The sequence below is a fragment of the Sphaerisporangium melleum genome (assembly GCF_014646695.1).
GTDB classification, from domain to species: Bacteria; Actinomycetota; Actinomycetes; order Streptosporangiales; family Streptosporangiaceae; genus Sphaerisporangium; species Sphaerisporangium melleum.
The window spans coordinates 68,214-86,167 of the sequence record NZ_BMNT01000029.1 but is presented as its reverse complement, the minus strand read 5'-3'; the positions used below and the strand labels follow the sequence as shown (position 1 = coordinate 86,167).

At 71.0% G+C, this 17,954-nt stretch carries 18 protein-coding genes; 12 read left to right on the top strand and 6 right to left on the bottom strand.

Translation table 11 applies throughout. From position 1 onward, the window contains the following. Nucleotides 1-4: 4 nt before the first annotated feature. Both IEY93_RS24735 and IEY93_RS24730 read right to left on the bottom strand, forming a co-directional pair. Nucleotides 5-1,192 (bottom strand): cation:proton antiporter, encoded by a 1,188-nt coding sequence (locus IEY93_RS24735; protein ID WP_189165503.1) that lies wholly within the window; start codon nucleotides 1,190-1,192, stop codon nucleotides 5-7. A gap of 9 nt (nucleotides 1,193-1,201) precedes the next feature. Further along, nucleotides 1,202-1,687 carry a cation:proton antiporter regulatory subunit gene (locus IEY93_RS24730; RefSeq protein ID WP_372444496.1) on the bottom strand — a complete coding sequence of 162 codons (486 nt, stop codon included), beginning with the start codon at nucleotides 1,685-1,687 and terminating at the stop codon, nucleotides 1,202-1,204. 241 nt (nucleotides 1,688-1,928) lie between these two features. Here IEY93_RS24730 and IEY93_RS39425 point away from each other — a divergent pair, with 241 nt between their 5' ends. From IEY93_RS39425 to IEY93_RS24705, 5 genes are all read left to right on the top strand, one after another. Then, nucleotides 1,929-2,828 (top strand): LysR family transcriptional regulator, encoded by a 900-nt coding sequence (locus IEY93_RS39425; protein WP_189165502.1) that lies wholly within the window; start codon nucleotides 1,929-1,931, stop codon nucleotides 2,826-2,828. Nucleotides 2,829-3,145: 317 nt separating this feature from the next. Then, on the top strand, nucleotides 3,146-4,210 hold the full coding sequence (locus IEY93_RS24720) for a ferritin-like domain-containing protein (protein WP_189165501.1): 1,065 nt from the start codon (nucleotides 3,146-3,148) through the stop codon (nucleotides 4,208-4,210). A gap of 1,329 nt (nucleotides 4,211-5,539) precedes the next feature. Beyond that, nucleotides 5,540-6,553, top strand: coding sequence for a tyrosine-type recombinase/integrase (locus IEY93_RS24715; RefSeq protein ID WP_189165533.1), 1,014 nt, complete (start codon nucleotides 5,540-5,542; stop codon nucleotides 6,551-6,553). Nucleotides 6,554-6,711: 158 nt separating this feature from the next. Then, nucleotides 6,712-7,728, top strand: coding sequence for a tyrosine-type recombinase/integrase (locus IEY93_RS24710; protein ID WP_189165500.1), 1,017 nt, complete (start codon nucleotides 6,712-6,714; stop codon nucleotides 7,726-7,728). Between the two features lie 73 nt (nucleotides 7,729-7,801). Next, nucleotides 7,802-8,779, top strand: coding sequence for an aldo/keto reductase (locus IEY93_RS24705; RefSeq protein WP_189165499.1), 978 nt, complete (start codon nucleotides 7,802-7,804; stop codon nucleotides 8,777-8,779). A 151-nt stretch (nucleotides 8,780-8,930) separates the two neighbouring features. On the opposite strand, the gene IEY93_RS24700 is transcribed toward IEY93_RS24705, so the two are convergent. Beyond that, entirely contained in the window at nucleotides 8,931-9,971 is a 1,041-nt protein-coding gene (locus IEY93_RS24700; protein WP_189165532.1) for a DUF4037 domain-containing protein, read from the bottom strand. 233 nt (nucleotides 9,972-10,204) lie between these two features. Between IEY93_RS24700 and IEY93_RS24695 the strand changes: the two genes are divergently transcribed. Beyond that, entirely contained in the window at nucleotides 10,205-11,947 is a 1,743-nt protein-coding gene (locus IEY93_RS24695; protein ID WP_189165498.1) for a pyruvate dehydrogenase, read from the top strand. A gap of 206 nt (nucleotides 11,948-12,153) precedes the next feature. After that, nucleotides 12,154-12,621 carry a cadmium resistance transporter gene (locus IEY93_RS39945; protein ID WP_189165497.1) on the top strand — a complete coding sequence of 156 codons (468 nt, stop codon included), beginning with the start codon at nucleotides 12,154-12,156 and terminating at the stop codon, nucleotides 12,619-12,621. Here the strand turns inward: IEY93_RS39945 and IEY93_RS24685 are convergent. Beyond that, entirely contained in the window at nucleotides 12,551-13,048 is a 498-nt protein-coding gene (locus IEY93_RS24685) for an FBP domain-containing protein (RefSeq protein ID WP_189165496.1), read from the bottom strand. The two genes, IEY93_RS39945 and IEY93_RS24685, sit on opposite strands and share 71 nt — an antisense overlap. 73 nt (nucleotides 13,049-13,121) lie before the next feature. On the opposite strand from IEY93_RS24685, the gene IEY93_RS24680 reads away from it, so the two are divergent. The 4 genes from IEY93_RS24680 (at nucleotide 13,122) to IEY93_RS24660 (ending at nucleotide 15,487) form a co-directional block, all read left to right on the top strand. Beyond that, complete coding sequence (locus IEY93_RS24680; protein ID WP_189165531.1) at nucleotides 13,122-13,715, top strand: TetR/AcrR family transcriptional regulator; 594 nt, start codon at nucleotides 13,122-13,124, stop codon at nucleotides 13,713-13,715. A gap of 7 nt (nucleotides 13,716-13,722) precedes the next feature. After that, entirely contained in the window at nucleotides 13,723-14,028 is a 306-nt protein-coding gene (locus IEY93_RS24675; protein ID WP_189165544.1) for a hypothetical protein, read from the top strand. Between the two features lie 167 nt (nucleotides 14,029-14,195). Next, on the top strand, nucleotides 14,196-14,807 hold the full coding sequence (locus IEY93_RS24665) for a GNAT family N-acetyltransferase (protein WP_189165495.1): 612 nt from the start codon (nucleotides 14,196-14,198) through the stop codon (nucleotides 14,805-14,807). An 86-nt stretch (nucleotides 14,808-14,893) separates the two neighbouring features. Beyond that, the gene (locus IEY93_RS24660; protein WP_189165494.1) at nucleotides 14,894-15,487 is read left to right on the top strand and encodes a TetR/AcrR family transcriptional regulator; all 594 of its coding nucleotides are present in this window, start codon (nucleotides 14,894-14,896) and stop codon (nucleotides 15,485-15,487) included. Nucleotides 15,488-15,809: 322 nt separating this feature from the next. On the opposite strand, the gene IEY93_RS39420 is transcribed toward IEY93_RS24660, so the two are convergent. Then, a complete protein-coding gene (locus IEY93_RS39420; protein ID WP_268241583.1) occupies nucleotides 15,810-15,941 on the bottom strand; it encodes a hypothetical protein in 132 nt (43 codons plus the stop codon). Between the two features lie 27 nt (nucleotides 15,942-15,968). On the opposite strand from IEY93_RS39420, the gene IEY93_RS24655 reads away from it, so the two are divergent. Continuing rightward, nucleotides 15,969-16,421 (top strand): iron chaperone, encoded by a 453-nt coding sequence (locus IEY93_RS24655; RefSeq protein ID WP_189165493.1) that lies wholly within the window; start codon nucleotides 15,969-15,971, stop codon nucleotides 16,419-16,421. 102 nt (nucleotides 16,422-16,523) lie between these two features. On the opposite strand, the gene purB is transcribed toward IEY93_RS24655, so the two are convergent. Then, nucleotides 16,524-17,951, bottom strand: a complete 1,428-nt coding sequence (purB, locus tag IEY93_RS24650; protein WP_189165492.1) for an adenylosuccinate lyase — start codon at nucleotides 17,949-17,951, stop codon at nucleotides 16,524-16,526. Nucleotides 17,952-17,954: the final 3 nt, after the last annotated feature.

The window sequence follows — 17,954 nt, the reverse complement described above, 5'->3', positions numbered from 1 at the left end:
ACGCCTATCGACCCGCCCGCCCGGCCGACTCGGCCCCCCGGTTCGCGATCGCGGTGAGCAACGGCTGCACCAACCGCGCCGCCAGCGGCCCGAACGCCGCCAGGATCAGCACGTACGCCGCGGCCAGCGGCCCAAGGTCGGGATGCGCACCCGCCGCCACCGCCAGCCCCGCGATCACGATGTTGAACTCACCACGCGGAATCAGCGCGATACCCGCACGCATCCGGCCCGCCGGCGCGATCCCCGCCCGCCGCGCGGCGTACGCACCGGTGGCCAGCTTGGTCAGCATGCTCGCCAGCGCCAGCGCCGCCGCCAGCCCCGCCACCGGCAGAATCTTCGCCGGATCGGTCTGCAGACCGAAGAACACGAAGAACACCGCCGCGAACAGATCACGCAACGGAGCGAGCAACGCCTGCGCGTCCTCGGCCAGCTCACCCGACAAGGCGATGCCCACCAGGAACGCCCCCACCGCCGCCGACACCTGCAACTGCTGGGCGATCCCGGCCACCAGCAACGCCAGCCCGACCACCTTCAGCAACAACACCTCGGAGTTCGGGCTGGCCACGAACGCCTCGATCCACCGCCCGTACCGCAGCGCGAACACCAGCACCACACCCACGGTCGCCAGCGCGATGCCCACCGACATCGCCCCGCTGGCCAGGCTCACCCCCGCCAGCATCGCGGTCAGCAACGGCAGATACACCGCCATCGTCAGATCCTCGAACACCAGCAGCGACAGCACCACCGGCGTCTCCCGGTTACCGATCCACCCCAGATCCGACAGCACCTTGGCCGTGATACCCGAGGAAGTGGCATAGGTGACACCCGCCATCGCCACCGCCGCCACCGGCCCCCACCCCAGCAGCAGCGCGCACACCGCCCCCGGCGTGGCGTTCAGCACCAGATCCACCACACCCGCGCGAGCGTTCCCCTTCAAGCTGGTCACCAGCTCGTCGGCGTTGTACTCAAGCCCCAGCGTCAGCAGAAGCAGAATGACCCCGAGCTCCGCGCCGGTGCCGATGAACTCCTCACTGGTCGCCAGCGGAAGAATCCCACCGGTGCCGAAAGCCAGCCCGGCGATCAGATACAGGGGAATGGGGGAGATGCCCGCCCGCAACGCCAGGGCACCCAGCACCCCGAGCGCAAGCAGAACCGCACCGAACTCCAGAAACAGTATTGCAGTGTGCTCCACGCGGGATCCTCACCCGTGGCCGAGGATGTCGGCGACGGCGGAGGTGCTCTCCGGGCTGCCCACCACCACGACGATGTCATCGGCCTGAATGGTGAAGTCCGGCGCCGGACTCGCGAAGACCTGCCCCGAACGGACCACGGCCACGATCGAGGCACCGGTACGCGTCCGCACCCGCGCATCGCCCATCGCCCGGCCCGCGTAGGGCGAACCCGGCGTGATCGGCAACTGCGCGCTGACCAGCCCCTCCACCTCCCGGTGCAGGGCGTTGAGACGCTGCACGATGCGCGGGGCGCCGAGCAGCTCCACCAGCGCGTCGGCCTCCTCGTCGTTCAGCTTGACCGTCTCGCACGCCTGGTCGGGGTCGTGCTTGTCGTAGACCACCAGGTCGCGCCGGCCGGACCGGTGAGAGATCACACCGATACGGCGCCCCGACCGGGTGGTGAACTCGTGCCGCAACCCGATGCCCGGTAGCGCCGTCTGCTCGATGTCCACCACGGCCCGGTCCTCCTGCTCTGAATTGCCAAATGTGCTCCTGAAACTTACCAATAAGTGGGTAGATCTGGACGAATCCATGAGCCGGCACCCGCGCGACCACCCCCGACACCCCCCAAAAGCGCAGCCGGCACACCGCGCCACACACCCAGCCGCCAGCGGGGGAGGGCAACAGAGCGCCCATCCATCAACACCGCTTATCGCCGCCACCCCACCGGCAACAACAGGCCGCCATACTGACCCGGTGGAACCCACACCCACCCTGCGCGAAATCGACTGCTTCGCCCGCGTGGCCCGAACACTGAGCTTCTCCCGCGCCGCCGCGGACCTGAACCTCTCCCAACCCGCCATGAGCCAAGCCATCGGCCGCGCCGAACGCTCACTCGGCGTCCGCCTGTTCGACCGCACCAGCCGCGAAGTACGCCTCTCACCCGCCGGACAGGCCCTGCTGCCCTACGCCGAAGCGCTCCTGGAAACCGCAGCCGCCCTGCACGCCGAAGCCGGCCGCCTCGCCACCCCACGCCACCCGGCCATCCGCCTCGCCTACGCACCCCCCGCCGGCAGCCTCGTCGCCCAGGCCGCCCGCCGCCTGTCCCGCCGCCGCCCCGCCATCGACGTCGACCTGCGCCCCACCGGACGACGCGCCGCCCTCCAAGCCCTCACCAACGGCGAAGTCGCCGCCGCCCTGCTCCCCGCCCCGTTCCCCACCGGCTACACCACCAGCGCCCGCTTCGGCATGACCATCACCCACCTGGCCATCCCCACCGGCGACCCGCTGACCGGCACCACCGCCGTCAAACCCACCCAACTCGCCGCACACAAGGTCCTCATGCCCCACGACCGCCCACGCGGCGGCATGTGGGCCACCCTCGCCGCCACCCTGCACGGCCCCCACCAGCACCGCCTCGTCGCCGAAGAGATCGACGACTTCGCCGCACTACTCGACCTGGTCGCCGCCGGCACCGGCGTCCTGCCGGTACCCCGGCTGCTCGCCACCTCCGTCAAACGGCCCGACGTCACCTTCGTCCCCTTCCAAGCGGGGGAACTGCGCATCACCTACGGCATCGCCTGGTCACCCGACCAGGCGACCCCCGAACTGATCACCCTGATCAACACCGTCCAGGAAGCCCTGTGGACCCGCTGACCCATCCAGACCAGGGGAGCGGCCGGCACAACCCCACCGGCCGGTAGCGGCCCTCGCCCACCAACCGGCCCGCGACCACATCAACCGCCGGTCACCGCCGCGACCCGCACGACGGACAGACCCGCGCACGGCCGGCCAAGCCCCGAGAGCTCATCGGCGGCCTCACCGCGGCCGGGGCCGAATCTCGCCGGATCGTCACAACGTGGACAGACATCCGGTCTTAGCTGGCGACCGGGTGGCGACGGACGCCATCGGCGGACGGACGACCGCCGGGCGATCACGCTGCGCGAAACCCTTCTGACACGGAGAAGCACCTGATGAAGAATCCGGAGCCTCGCAAGACGGTCGCCGCTCCAGCACCGGCACGAATCGACACCCTCGACAGCCTGCGCGAGCACCTGCAATGGGCGGTCGAACTGGAACAGGCCACACTGCCGCCGTACCTGTGCGCGCTGTACTCACTGGAACCCGACCACAACCCCGAAGCCGCAGAGGTGGTGAGCAGCGTCTTCGCCGAGGAGATGCTCCACCTGGCGCTCGCCGCGAACCTGCTCAACGCCGTCGGCGGCCGGCCACGCCTGGACACGCCACAGATGTTGCCACCGCACCCCCGGCGGCTACCCCACAGCGACCTGGAACTGTCACTGCTCCCATTCGGCCCGCAAGCCCTGGAGATGTTCCTGCGCCTGGAACGGCCCGCCCCACGCCAAGCGCCGGCACAAGGCGACCACTACGAGACGATCGGGCAGTTCTACGCCGCGATCGAACAAGGACTGCGTGAGCTGAGCGAGCGGCTCGGCGAGCAGGAGGTCTTCAGCGGCGATCCCGCCCGCCAGCTGAACGACAGCCACTTCCGGCACACCGCCGGACGGCTCACCGCGGTACGGGACCTGAAGTCGGCACTGGAGGCGCTGGAAGAGATCGTCGAACAGGGCGAGGGCACCGTCAGAGGCGAAGTCTGGGACGGCGACCAGGACGTCTTCCATCCCGATCGGGACGAGGTCGGGCACTACTACCGCTTCCGGGAACTGCAACTCGGCCGGCGCTACCAGCGCGGAGACACCCCGCAGTCCGGGCCCACCGGCGAGCCGATCTCGGTGGACATGGCCGCGGTACGCCCGATGCGGCCCAACCCGCGGCTGTCCGACCACGCCCCGGGCAGCGCCATCCGCAACGCGCAGGAAGAGTTCAACCGCACCTACTGCACCCTGCTCAACCAACTGGAGCAGGCGTTCAACGGCGACCCGGGAACGCTCGGCGCCGCCGTCGGCACCATGTACGCGCTCAAGGCCCAGGCCGACGCCCTGTTGCTGATGCGCCACGAGGACGGAACCGTGGCCGGCCCCACCTTCGACTACGTACCCCCGGAGTCGCGCTCGTGAGCGCATCGTCCGATCGGCCCTGCGGGACACCGGCACACTCGGCCGGATGACCCTCCCCGGTGAGGAGGGGAGAACCGCGATCCGGTTCCCCCTTTCTCACCTGCGACCCGCGCGGTCGTGGTCCTGACCGACGCCGCGGTGCCGGGCGGGTTCGGGCCGCCCGCAGACCCCTGAGCGGCCCGCGGACGCGCCGCGTCTGCCGGTCGGCAGACGCGGCGCGTCCGAGTTCGGGGGAGGGGCGGGCACCTGTGCGCCGCGTCCGCCGACGGCGGACGCGGCGTTGACGATGCCGGAGCGGGTGAGACCGCACATCTTTGCCCGTCCCGAACTGAGGTCGCGCGTCGGCGCCCTTGAACAGAGGAGCCGCTGAGGGCGATCTGGGACGCAGGGTCACCGTGGCCGCATTGTCCGGTTATCTACAGACTTCTCCTATACCGAACAGAATTGAGCTTCTGTTCGGTATAGGAGATCTGTGCGTCTGAAGAGGGGGCCAGAACGGGGCTGTAGGTGAGCCTGGCCACGGGCGTCGCGGTGCGCCCCGGCCGACATCGTGATTCCCGGGCACGACGGCCGCTGGAGCGGACGGGCCCTCGAGGCGTCCCCTTCAAGATCGTTTTACGGATGATCGTCCCGGCCGTGCCGGCAAGGGCGGAAACCTCACCGCACCTCGGCCGTATCGCCGGCTCTGGGACGGAGGCCCACCGCAGATGCGTCCCCGCCGCCGAAGATCGGCGTCCTGCGGTGCGGCGGCGCCCAGGGTTGGCACCCGCGCGCTGCACGACGCTGCACCGAGGCCGCCGGGCCGCGTACGACGGCGTGTCAGCGAAGCGACGCGTCCGGCGCCGAGCGCCTGCGCGGCCGTCCGGCATGCACGAGACGGGCCGTGCCCGGCGCGTCTTGTGCGACCCCTTCCCGGGGTGCGTTATCAGCGTTTCATGCATAATCGCACTTATGCATCACTTGCGGCGCCTGCCCCGGCCTCCCCGATGCGGGTGCTGGCCGCCCGGATTACCTGCCGCTCGGCGTCGCCGCTCAGGCGTCCCTGCGCGGCGCGGCGGGGTCCGTCTCGGGCCGGCGGCCGTCCGGTCCTCGGCCGACGATTCGCGGGAGGTGTCCGGATCCGGCGAGGTGGCGCGTTATGCGGGCGCTTGGGAGGACTCATGCGGCGTGTCACCGGCCCTGATTCATCGCTTTGATGCATAATCGCAGCCACGTGCGTCCGCGCCTGCCGCCCGCGAGGCACCATCGCGTGGTGTGAGGTCGCCGCGCGTCAGCGCGCCGGAGGTGGAGGGTGAGGCCGTCGTGGACGATCGTGATCCGCTGATCCTGATGCGCCTGCCGGAGGCGGTGGCGGAGTACGTGTCCTCGTTGCGCACCAAGAAGCTCTCTCCGCACACGGTCGCGGGATACCGGCGTGATCTTGATCTGGTGGGCCGGATCGCGGCGCGGCTGGCGGGCGTGGCGGAGGCCGACCTCGAGGTGCGTCATCTGGGCGGGCGGCTGATGCGAGGGGCGTTCGCCGAGTTCGCCGGCCCGCGGTCCGCGGCGAGCGTCAATCGGGCGTGGAGTGCCTGGAACCAGTTTCTGACGTTCTGTGTGGCCGAGGGGTTGCTGGAGGGCAATCCGATGGCGGCGGTCCCCCGGCCCAAGCAGCCGGCCAAGGCGCCCAAGCCGCTGCTGGGTGACGGCACGGCGTCGGCCACGCTGCTGGAGCGGGTGGCCGAGGGGGCGCGTAAGGCGCGTGACCCGTGGGTGGAGCGCGATCTGCTGGTTCTGGCGCTGGCGTTGGTCACGGGGATGCGGTCGGCGGAGTTGCTGGGGCTGACGCTGGGGTCGATCGGGGGTGGCGAGGGCGAGCGCAGGATCCAGGTGGTCGGCAAGGGCGGCAAGACGCGTTCGCTGCCGATCGAGCCGCCGCTGGAGCGGTTGATCGAGGAGTATCTGAGCAGCCGGTTGCGGCGGTTCGGGCAGGCGGCGCTCCCCCGTTCCGCGCCGTTGCTGGTGGACACCCGGAACGAGCCGTTGAAGCGGGGTGGTCTGCAGTATCTGGTGCGGCAGTGTTACCGGTATGCGGGGGTGCATGACCGGGTGCAGAGGGGGACGCTGGTGCATGCGCTGCGGCACGAGTTCGCGACCCGGCTGGCCGAGCGGGGGGCTTCGGCGCATGAGCTGATGGAGTTGCTGGGGCATTCGTCGATCGTCACCGGTCAGGCGTATGTGGCTTCGACGGCGCGGGAGGTGCGGGCGGCGGCTCGGGGAAATCCGGCGTACGGGGTGCTGGGGCGGTTGCGTCCGCCGGTGGAGGGTGGGGCGTCCGGTGGGCAGGGCGTGGAGGGAGTCTGATTCCGGGGCGCAGGATGCGGGGGTGGTTTCCGGCTCTGTTCCCCGCTCCCCCGGTTTCTCTGGTCCGCTCCCCCGGTTCGGTGGGGTCGTGGGCGCGGAAAGTGTCGGTGGGAGCGGGTACGGTGCCGGTGGTTCCCGGCCGGAAGGATTGCTGACCGATGCGTCCCGTGAAGCTGACACGCCTGAGCGTTGAGGAGTGTGTCGACCGTTATGTGGAGTTGGTGCGTGCCAAGACGGTGACGGGGGCGCTGTCGGCGGCGACGGCGGAGGTGTACGGGCGTGATGTGTCGACCTTCGCCGAGCTGGCGGGGCCGGGGCGGGTGCTGGACGATCTGACCGGTGAGGACGTCGATGCGGTGCTGCTGGCGTTCGCGCGTAAGCCGGACGGGCGGCGCTCCTCCCCCACGGCGGCGACGCAGAGCCCGTCGTCGCAGGCGCGGTTCCGCCGGTCGGTGTCGGCGTTCTTCAAGCATGCGGCGTTGTCGGGGTGGGTGCAGGTCGATCCGATGACCACGGCGACGGTGACGGCGCGGGAGCGGGGCGGGTTGCGTGCCGAGCGGCGGGCGTTGACGCGGGAGCAGGCGCAGGGGCTAGTGGGGGCGGCGCGGGAGCAGGCGGTGACCGAGCCGCGGGCCGGGCGGCGTGATCAGCAGGTGGAGGTGCGTGATGCGCTGATCGTGTTGTTGTTGTCGACGTTGGGGCCGCGGGTGTCGGAGCTGGTGCGGGCCAATGTGGAGGATTTCTACACCAATGACGGGGTGCGATATTGGCGGATCTTCGGTAAGGGCGGGCGTACGCGGGATGTGCCGTTGCCGGGTGATGTGGCGGGGGTGCTCGATCTCTATCTGTCGGGGGCGCGGCCGGCCACGGCGGACAAGGCGTTGTTGTTGTCGTGGCGGGGGCGGCGGCTGGCGCGGGGTGATGTGCAGGCGGTGATCGATCGGGTGCAGCGGCGGGTCGATCCGGCGCGGCGGCGGTCGGTGACGCCGCATGGGTTGCGGCATACGACGGCGACGCATCTGCTGGCGGACGCGGTGGACATGGATGCGGTGCGGCGGGTGCTGGGGCATCGTGATCTGGCGACGCTGGGGCGTTATCGGGATGAGTTGCCGGGTGAGCTTGAGGTGGCGATGCGGGCGCATCCGCTGTTGCGTGAGCGGCGCAGCGGTGGTTAGCGCGGCGGTGTGAGGGGTGGAGGGCTGTGCCCCGGAGGTTTGAGGGGTGGTGGTGGGCCGTACGATTCGGCGTGTGGAAAAGCGTGTATTGGGACGTACGGGCAGGCAGGTCGGGGTCGTCGGGCTCGGGGCGTGGCAGTTGGGCGCCGACTGGGGTGAGGTGAGCGAGGGCGAGGCGCTGGCCACGCTGAACGCCGCGGTGGACGCGGGGGTGACGTTCATCGACACCGCTGATGTGTACGGTGACGGGCGCAGCGAGCAGATCGTCGGGCGGCTGCTGAAGGAGCGGCCGGGGCTGATGGTGGCCACCAAGATGGGCCGCCGGGTGGCGCAGGTGCCCGAGGCCTACACGTTGGACAATTTCCGGGCCTGGAACGACCGTTCGCGGCGGAACCTCGGCGTGGAGACGATCGACCTGGTGCAGTTGCACTGTCCGCCTACTGCCGTTTTCGGGGACCAGGCGGTGTACGACGCGCTGGACACCCTGGTGGACGAGGGTCGGATCTCCGCCTACGGGGTGAGCGTGGAGACGTGCGAGGAGGCGTTGACGGCGATCGCGCGTCCGGGGGTGGCGTCGGTTCAGATCATCTTCAACGCCTTCCGGCTCAAGCCGCTGGAGCGGGTCCTGCCGGCGGCGGCCGAGGCGGGGGTGGGGATCATCGCCCGGGTGCCGCTGGCCAGTGGCCTGCTGTCGGGCCGGTACGACGAGCACACCACGTTCGGGGCCGACGATCATCGTGCCTACAACCGGCAGGGTGCGGCGTTCGATGTGGGTGAGACGTTCTCGGGTGTGGAGTTCGGGACGGGGCTGGCCGCGGTGGAGCGGTTGCGGCCGCTGGTTCCCGAGGGGATGACGACGGCGCAGTTCGCGCTGCGGTGGATCATCGATCATCCGGCGGTCAGCGTGGTGATTCCGGGTGCGCGTAATGAGCGGCAGGCGGTGGGCAACGCCGCCGCGGCGCAGTTGCCGCCGCTGTCGCCGCAGGTGCACGCGGCGGTGGCCGGGGTGTACGAGGAGTTGATCCGCCCGCAGGTGCACCACCGCTGGTAGCCGCCGCGGGAGGTGTCGTCCGGGAGGGCGTGCGGCCGGCGTGCCGGATGTGGGCATGCCGGCCGCGCTCCCCCACCGGGTGTTCATCGTGTCGGCGGGCCGGTCGGGACGTCCATCGCGATGGCCCTTCCCTCCGCTCCCCCGCGGCTGGTCAGGCGCCGTGTACGGTGCGGGATACCGCCAGGGAGCGGGTGCTGTCGCCGAGCAGGGCCACTCCGTCGCAGAACTGGTCCACCGATCCGGTCGCGGGCAGGTCCCGCAGGGGTGGTCCGACGGTGTCCAGTAGCGCCTCGGCGAATCGCGCGGCGCCGATCACCCGGAACGGCCGGTCGTGGTAGCCGCGTACGGAGGTGTCCAGCGGTTCGGTCAGCGCCAGGCGGTTGTGCAGTGAGGCCACCCGCTGGTAGGCGCGGCACAGGTGTTCCTCGCGTGCGTGCCAGTCGCGTGCGGCGAGCGCGGCGGAGAACGCCTCGCCGAGTTCGGCCGAGCCGCCGAGCCGGGCGAAGGCGCTGCCCAGCCATTTGGCGTAGGGGGGGTAGCGGCGGCGCATGAGCAGGCACAGCCGCATGAGCTCTTCGACCAGGCGGGCGGTCACCAGCAGGGAGCCGAGGTCGTCGCCGACCTCTGCGCATCGGCCGGGGAAGCTCTCCAGTTCGGCCACTCTCCTCCATTGGCTGGCCAGTACGTACCGCCACACCTGGTCGGGGTACCAGCGCAGGTTGGCGCGGGCGGTGGCGAGTTCGCCGAGGCCGTCGTGGAAGACCTCGCCGCTGGTCATCTCGGCCAGCCGCTGCCAGGAGACGCCCAGCCAGTCGGCGGTGCTGATCGGGCGGCGCGGGTCGAAGCCGAGCCGTGATCGTGCGAAGCGGCCGAACCCGGTGACCACCACGCCGTGGCGGGGCGGGTTGCGGTCGGATCCGAAGACGGTCGGATAGCCGCGGAAGCGGGCCGGCAGGGCGTAGGCCAGTCGTTGTGTCAGCCCGGCCTCCTGGCCGGGTTCGACGAACACCAGCACGCGTGGTCCCCAGTCGTGGTCGGCCGAGCGTTCGGTGTCGAACGCCAGGACCTCTGAGCCGGGGCCGATGAGCGCGGCGCTGTGCGGCACCTCGCCGATCAGGGGGCGTACCACCTCGGTGTAGAAGGTGCGGGACAGTTCCAGACCTGGCACGAAGCCGGACGCGAAATCGGACATCACTCGACAACTGTGCCTCGCCGGTGGCCGGGCTTCATCTGGTTTTCCGCGTCGTGCCGTCGTCTGGGCGTGTGGTGGGGTGCCTGTGCGGTGCGTGAGTCCGTTGCCCTCCGAAGCTGGACGAGTCACGCCTGGTCAAAGTCGTGTTTTTCCGGGCATGGCGCGATGATGACCACCTGGCGGGCATCATTCACCGGAAGGGGCTGAGCCGACGCCGGACGGGGGTTGGAGAAGTGGCACGGCAAAGCGTGGCCGAACAGTTCGTCCAGGTTCTTTCCCAGGCAGGGGTGAAGCGGATCTACGGTGTGGTCGGCGACAGCCTCAATCCCGTCACCGACGCCGTGCGCCGTGACCCCGCGATGGAATGGGTCCAGGTACGGCATGAGGAGGCCGGGGCGTTCGCGGCCGGGGCGGAGGCGCAGATCACCGGGCGGCTGTGCGTGTGCGCCGGCAGTTGCGGCCCAGGCCATGTGCATCTGATCAACGGCCTGTACGACGCGCATCGGAGCATGGCGCCCGTTCTGGCGTTGGCGGCCCACATTCCCAGCGCCGAGATCGGCACCTCCTATTTTCAGGAGACCCATCCCGATCGGTTGTTCGCCGAATGCAGCCACTATTCGGAGCTGATCTCTCAGCCGGAGCAGATGCCGCGCATCCTGCGGACCGCGGTCCAGCACGCCATAGGGCTGTCCGGCGTGGCCGTGGTGAGCATGTCCGGTGACATCGCGGGTCAGGACGCGCCGGAACGGTTGCCCGGAGCGGCGATGCTCACCCGGCGGCCGGCGGTCTGCCCGGGAGCGGCCGAGATCACCGAGCTGGCCCGGCTGGTGGACGAGGCGAACGCCGTCACCCTGTTCTGCGGCAGCGGTTGCGCGGGCGCCCATGACGAGGTGATGGCCTTCGCCGAACGCGTCAAGGCCCCTGTCGGGCACGCGCTGCGCGGCAAGGAGTGGATCCAGTACGGCAATCCCTATGACGTCGGCATGTCGGGGCTGCTCGGCTACGGCGCCGCCTACGAGGCGATGCACGGGGCGGAGCTGCTCATCCTGCTCGGCACCGACTTCCCTTACACGGCGTTCCTGCCGGAGCACGTGCGCATCGTCCAGGTCGACGTCCGGCCCGAGCGCCTGGGCCGCCGCTCCAAGCTGGATCTTGCGGTGTGGGGAGACGTCCGCGAGACCTTGCGGGCGTTGATCCCGCAGGTGGCGCAGAAGTCCGACCGCCGGTTCCTGGACCGGATGCTGGCCAGGCACGCGGACGCCTTGGAGGGGGTCGTCGCCGCCTACACCCGCGACGTCGAGCGCCACCGGCCGATTCACCCGGAGTACGTCGCCGCGATCCTGGACGAGGAGGCCGCCGACGACGCGATCTTCACCGTCGACACCGGCATGTGCACCGTCTGGGCCGCCCGCTACCTGTCCCCCAACGGCCGGCGCCGCCTGCTCGGGTCATTCACCCATGGTTCGATGGCCAATGCCATGCCGCAGGCGATCGGTGCGCAATTGGCCGGCCGGGGCCGGCAGGTGATCTCGATGTCGGGCGACGGCGGCTTCTCCATGCTGATGGGCGACTTCCTCACGCTGGTCCACTACGACCTGCCGGTCAAGGTCGTGCTCTTCAACAACTCGGCGCTCGGCATGGTCGATCTGGAGATGCTGGTCGCCGGCTACCCGCCGTACGGTACGGCGTATCCTTCGGCTGATTACGCGGCGATCGCCCGTGCGGCCGGAGCCCACGGTGTCCGGGTCGACGATCCGGCGGACGTGCGCGACGCGCTGCGCGAGACGCTGGCGCATCCGGGGCCGGCTCTGCTGGATCTGGTCACCGACCCCAACGCGATGGCCATGCCGCCGCGTATCACCGGCCGTCAGCTGGCCGGTTTCGCCACGACCACCAGCAAGCTGGTCCTCACCGGTGGCGTGGGCCGCATGATCGACCTGGCCCGTTCCAACCTCCGCAACATCCCCCGTCCGTGACGTCAGCGGACGCCGGCTCCGCCGAACGGCGCCTCATGACCGGGCGGGGCTTTGCGGCTGGATGGTGACCACGGCCTCGATAGGGTTCCTCTGCTACTGGTTCGTCGCTTGCGGCTTATGTTGTGATTGATCTTGGTTGTATACGGCCACCGCCTTTACAAAGTAGATCATATCGGACATTCGCCACGGGATTAGGGACTCCTTAGATGAACCCGGGCATCGTGGGGCAGGCCGCCGGGCTGTTCGCCGTCACCAACGTCGACGACATCGTGGTGCTGGCCCTGTTCTACGCCCGCGGCTCCGGGCGGCCCGGCGGCGCCGCCCAGGTGGTGGCCGGCCAGTACGCGGGGTTCACGGCCATCCTCGTCCTCGCCGTCGCCGCCGCGTTCGGTGCCACGTTCCTGCCCGAGCCCGTGCTGCCCTACCTGGGGCTACTCCCCCTCGCCCTCGGGGTGAAGGCCGCCTGGCAGGCGTGGCTGGAGCACCGCGGCGCCGGATCCCGGCCCCGACTCACCGCCCCTTCACTCGTACTTGGTCCGCCCCCTGTGAGGCAGCGAACGGCTTGTCACCGGACGTGGCCCCTCCCCCGATCGCCTCGCCGTCTCAGGCGGTCACCTTGTCCAGGAAGGCGTACAGGTTCTCCCGGATGCGGGCGATCTTCTCCTCCAGGGTGAGGGACTCCTGGACGATCTCGGCCCCCGCGGGCTGCTTCTCGCCCCGGATGTAGAGCGAGCAGGCGAGGTCGGTGCACAGGTACCGTCCGACGGAGTCGCCCTGGCGGCCGGCCTCGCCGGTCCTGCGCGCGGTCATCAGCGCCACCCCGCCGCTGGTGTGCGTGGTCAGGCACAGCGAGCACATGCTGCGCGAGGTGAAGTTGCGTGAGGCGGAGGTGGTCACCCGCAGGGCGACGCCGACGAGCGCCTGGTCGCGTTCGGTCACCAGGTAGGCGCGTTCGGGCGCGCCGGGATCTCGCCATCCGAGGAAGTCCAGGTCATCCCAGCGGCGTTCGGCGAGGTCGCCGGGCAGGTCCAGGCGTTTGGTCTCCCCTTTCGAGCAGTTGATGAACGAGGCGCGGATGTCGCGGTCGGTGAGCGGTCTCATGAGCGGCGAGGCTAGCTCTCCCTAAGGGTAGTATGCAAATACTTAAAGCCTTTAAGTGATGGGAGGGGACGAGATGACGCGCGAGCGGCTGACCGCGCAGCGCCTGACGCGTGCGGCGGCGGAGCTGGCCGACGAGATCGGTTTCGCGAACGTGACCGTCTCGGCGCTCGCCCGCGCGTTCGCGGTCAAGCCGGCGGCGCTGTACTCGCACGTGAGGGACCTTCAGGACCTTCGGGTGCGGGTGGCGGCCCTGGCCCTTGCCGAGCTGGCCGACCGGGCCGCCTCGGCCCTGGCCGGCCGTGCGGGCAAGGACGCGCTGGTGGCGTTCGCCGGCGCCTACCGCGGCTACGCCAAGGAGCATCCGGGCAGGTACGCCGCGATGCAGATCGAGCTCGACGGGATCGACCCGCGGGGCGAGGCGGCGCAGGCGGCGCGCCGGCACGCGGAGATGACGCGTGCGATCCTGCGCGGATACCGGCTGGCCGAGCCCGACCAGACCGATGCGGTCCGGATGCTGCACGGCACCTTCCACGGTTTCGTGAGCCTGGAGATCGCGGGCGGGTTCCGTCACACCCCTCGCCTGGTGGACGCCTCGTGGTCGCGGACCCTGGACGCCCTGCACGCCGTGCTCACCGACTGGCCCCCGCCCGAGGCCGGGCCGCGATGACCGGGCCGTGCGACGGGCGCTGCGCCTTGAGCCGCCCACTCTCATGCACGTCCTGGCCGAGGTCCCGACCTGGCACAGCGACCGCATCGTGCTGGTCGGCGGCGCCGGCCAGCCTGTCGGCGCCGGACAAGGCGCCTCGATGGCGATCGAGGACGCCGTGGTGCTGGCCCGCGCGCTCGAGCAGCACTCCGCCCGCCGCCGCGCTGGAAGACCATACGCGGCGGCGGCGGGCGCGCATCGCCAAACTGGTGCGATCCGCCGCCGCCAACCGCGACGCCAAGACCGCCGGTCCGGTGGCACGCCGGCTGCGTGACCTTCTCATGCCAGCGGCGCTATGGCTGTTCTACGAGCGCGGAACGTCCTGGCTGTACACCCACGACGTCACCGCAGGATGGCGGCAGGCGCCGGCCGGCGGGGGCGGGTGACGGCTTTGGGCGAATATGGATGGAACACCGGCGGGGCGTGCACGAGAATGCGCCCATGCACCAGGCCATCCTTCGAACCGCCCGTCTGCGGCTCGTCCCGCTCTGCGACGACCACCTCGAGCACGAGGTCGAACTCGACGCCGACCCCGAGGTGATGCGCTACCTCGGCCGGCCCCGTACCCGCCAGGAGGTGGAGGTCTTTCACCGCCGGCGGCTGGCGGCCGCCGCCCGTGTTCCCGGCCTGGGGTTCTGGGTGGGTTTCACCGGGGACACCTTCGTCGGCTGGTGGATCCTGGAGCCGCCGGAGCGCCCCGACCAGGGGCCGGCCGAAGGGCAGGCCGAGCTCGGCTACCGGCTGCTGCGCCGCCACTGGCGGCAGGGGCTGGCGAGCGAGGGGGCACGCGAGCTCGTCCGGCACGGATTCGAGGATCTCGGGCTGGAGCGCGTCTTCGCCGAGACGATGGCCGTCAACACCGCCTCCCGCGCCACCATGGCCTCGGTCGGCCTGCGGCACGTGCGCACCTTCCACCCCGATTGGGATGATCCGCTCCCCGGCAGTGAGCTCGGCGAGGTCGAATACGCGATCACCCGGCGGCAGTGGCTCGACCGGCGGCCTCCCGGCCACGACGAGGCCGCCGGCGCCCGGGCCGGCGAACCGATCCGGTAGGCGCCCTGGCGCGGCCGCGTCCAGGTGCCGGCGCGCCCCCAGGCTCCGCTGGACCGCGAGGTCCATTATGCGGGAGGGTAGGGGCCATGAGCAGGACACTGACCGCCAAGGGCGCGGCCACCCGGCAGCGCATCGTGATCGCCGCCGCGCTGCTGATCCGTGACAAGGGCGCGTCCGAGACGAGCCTGGACGACATCCGCGCGGCCACCTCCACCAGCAAGAGCCAGTTGTTCCATTATTTCCCCGGCGGCCGGAGCGAGATCCTGGTCGCCGTGGCCGAGCACGAGGCGGCTCAGGTCATCCAGGCGCAGCAGCCGTTCCTCGGTGACCTGTCGACCTGGCGGTCCTGGCAGCAGTGGCGCGAGGCCGTCCTGGCGCACTACACCGAACTCGGCGAGCGATGCCCTCTGGGCGCCCTCACCAGCGAGCTCGGCAGGTCCTCCCCCGAGGCCCGGGCGATCGTCACCCTGCTGTACGACACCTGGGAGGCGGCACTGACCGGCGGGGTCCAGGCCCTGACCGCCGGCCGCTCCCCCGGGGCCGACGCCTCGGCCAGGGCGCGCGCGATCCTGGCGGCCGTCCAGGGCGGCGTGGTCATGCTGGGTGCCACCGGCCGGGTCGGCTACCTGGAGCAGGCCCTGACCCTGGCCCTCGAACCGCTCAGGCCCAAGGAGTGCTGACGGCGCCCCGGGCCGGAGCCGCCATGGCGGTGACCACCAGGTGGGGTCCGTGCGGACCGCTGTCGTGGCCTGATCCGTGGTCACCACGGATGCGGGCCGGCCGGGCGGGGAGCAGGCTGTGGGCATGGACACGGCAAGGCGATGTGCCCGCGATCACCGGGGCCGCCATGAACGGCTCGTGAAGCAAGGCCGCCCGGGTGGCCGCGGTCGCCTACCCTGACGGTGGCCACCCGGACCGGTGGGCCGGGCCGGTCCCTTCACCGTAACCGGGCCGCCTGGACACCCTTCCGACAGGTGCGGCCCGCGCGGCGCCTTGCCACGTTCACGCGGCGACCGGCGCCGTGCCCGCGATGTCGCGAAGGCCCCGGTGGACGCCGGTGCCGGCGTCGGCTCGCGGCGGCATGGCCTGGCTGCGCCCGGTGACACCGGCCCGGGCGCCATGAACTCCGTACATCACGATATTCACCGAAAGGTTCGTCCCATGAGCAGCACCGAAAGCAGCGGCTACGAGGGTTTCACGGCCGAGGAGCGGGCCGCGATGAAGGACCACGCCGAGGAACGCAAGAAGGCGGCGCGGCGCGGCTCGCGCGCGGACAAGGCGGCGGAGGCGGTGCGGGACCTGCTCGCCAAGATCGCCGAGTTCCAGGAGCCGGACCGGATCATGGCCGAGCGCGTCCATGAGGTCGTGATGGCCAGTGCCCCGGATCTCGCGCCGAGGCTCTGGTACGGGATGCCCGCCTACGCGCTGGACGGCAAGATCGTCTGCCACTTCCAGCCCGCGGAGAAGTTCAAGACCCGCTACGCGACGCTCGGGTTCAGCGACCGGGCGAACCTGGACGATGGCGCGATGTGGCCGGTCGCCTTCGCCCTGACCGAGATGACGCAGGAGGTGGAGGCCCGGATCGCCGCGCTGGTGAAGCAGGCGGTGAGCTGAGGCACCGCCTGCGAAGGGCAGGCCCCTGGTCACCGGCCGCCTCGGCGGCGGCGAGCGCCGTCCGCCAAGGGCCCGCGCCGGCGGCCTACCGGCCGGGCGCCGTCACAGGATGGCGCCCGGCCGGTAGGCGGCGGCGTCGGGGTGGCGGGTCACGATCTCGCCCACCCGGGCCACGACCTGCTCCACCTGCGCGGACGCCGCGCCGGTGAACGGCGCCGGGTCGGAGAGCAGCGCCTGCAGCGCGGCGTGGTCCAGGGGGAACCGCTCGTCGGCGGCCAGCCGGTCCAGCAGCAGGTTCGGCGACCCGCTCTCGCGCATCGCCAGCGCCGACGCCACCGCGTGCTCCTTGATCAGCTCGTGCGCGCTCTCGCGGCCCACGCCCGCGCGGACCGCGGCCATCAGCATCTTGGTCGTGGCCAGGAACGGCAGGTAGCGGTCCAGTTCGGCGGCGATCACCGCGGGGAAGGCGCCGAACTCGGCCAGCACCGTCAGCATGGTCTCCACCAGCCCGTCGAAGGCGAAGAACGCGTCCGGCAGCGCCACCCGGCGTACCACCGAGCACGACACGTCGCCCTCGTTCCACTGGTCGCCGGCCAGTTCCCCGGCCATCGAGGCGTACCCGCGCAGCACGACCGTCAGCCCGTTGACCCGCTCGCATGAGCGGGTGTTCATCTTGTGCGGCATCGCGCTGGAGCCGACCTGCCCCGGCTGGAAGCCCTCGGTGACCAGCTCGTGCCCGGCCATCAGCCGGATGGTCTTGGCCAGGCTGGAGGGAGCGGCGGCGAGCTGCACCAGGGTGGTGAGGACCTCGTAGTCCAGCGACCGCGGGTAGACCTGGCCGACGCTGGTGAACACCTGCGAGAAGCCCAGGTGGCGTGCCACCCGCTCCTCCAGTGCGGCCAGCCGGTCGCGGTCGCCGCCCAGCAGGTCGAGCATGTCCTGGGCGGTGCCGACCGGGCCCTTGACGCCGCGCAGCGGGTAGCGGGCGATCAGCTCCTCCAGCCGGGCGAAGGCCACCAGCAGCTCGTCGGCGGCGGTGGCGAACCGCTTGCCGAGTGTGGTGGCCTGCGCGGCCACGTTGTGGGACCGTCCCGCCATCACCAGGTGGCCGTGGCGGGCGGCGAGGTCGGCCAGATGGGCCAGCAGCGCCACGGTGCGGTCTCTGACCAGCAGCAGGCTGTCGCGCACCTGCAGCTGCTCGACGTTCTCGGTCAGGTCGCGGGAGGTCATGCCCTTGTGCACGTGCTCGTGCCCGGCCAGCGCGTTGAACTCCTCGATGCGCGCCTTGACGTCGTGGCGGGTCACCCGCTCGCGGGCGGCGATGGAGTCCAGATCGACCTTCCCCGCCACCGCCTCGTAGTCCTCGGCCACCCCGGGCGGCACCGGGACGCCCAGCTCGGCCTGGGCGCGCAGCACGGCCACCCACAGACGGCGCTCGGCCACCACCTTGTGCTCGGGAGACCACAGACGGGCCAGCTCCGGCGAGGCGTAGCGGGCGGCAAGGACATTGGGGATACGCGGCTTGGTCACGTC

Bases quoted from the DNA above. Each gene is read 5' to 3' on its own strand.
- IEY93_RS24720 (WP_189165501.1), top strand. From the start codon at position 3,146: ATGAAGAATCCGGAGCCTCGCAAGACGGTCGCCGCTCCAGCACCGGCA.
- IEY93_RS24715 (WP_189165533.1), top strand. From the start codon at position 5,540: ATGCGCCTGCCGGAGGCGGTGGCGGAGTACGTGTCCTCGTTGCGCACC.
- IEY93_RS24710 (WP_189165500.1), top strand. From the start codon at position 6,712: ATGCGTCCCGTGAAGCTGACACGCCTGAGCGTTGAGGAGTGTGTCGAC.
- IEY93_RS24700 (WP_189165532.1), bottom strand. From the start codon at position 9,971: ATGTCCGATTTCGCGTCCGGCTTCGTGCCAGGTCTGGAACTGTCCCGC.
- IEY93_RS39945 (WP_189165497.1), top strand. From the start codon at position 12,154: ATGAACCCGGGCATCGTGGGGCAGGCCGCCGGGCTGTTCGCCGTCACC.
- IEY93_RS24685 (WP_189165496.1), bottom strand. From the start codon at position 13,048: ATGAGACCGCTCACCGACCGCGACATCCGCGCCTCGTTCATCAACTGC.
- IEY93_RS24680 (WP_189165531.1), top strand. From the start codon at position 13,122: ATGACGCGCGAGCGGCTGACCGCGCAGCGCCTGACGCGTGCGGCGGCG.
- IEY93_RS24665 (WP_189165495.1), top strand. From the start codon at position 14,196: ATGCACCAGGCCATCCTTCGAACCGCCCGTCTGCGGCTCGTCCCGCTC.
- IEY93_RS24660 (WP_189165494.1), top strand. From the start codon at position 14,894: ATGAGCAGGACACTGACCGCCAAGGGCGCGGCCACCCGGCAGCGCATC.
- IEY93_RS39420 (WP_268241583.1), bottom strand. From the start codon at position 15,941: ATGTACGGAGTTCATGGCGCCCGGGCCGGTGTCACCGGGCGCAGCCAG.
- IEY93_RS24655 (WP_189165493.1), top strand. From the start codon at position 15,969: ATGAGCAGCACCGAAAGCAGCGGCTACGAGGGTTTCACGGCCGAGGAG.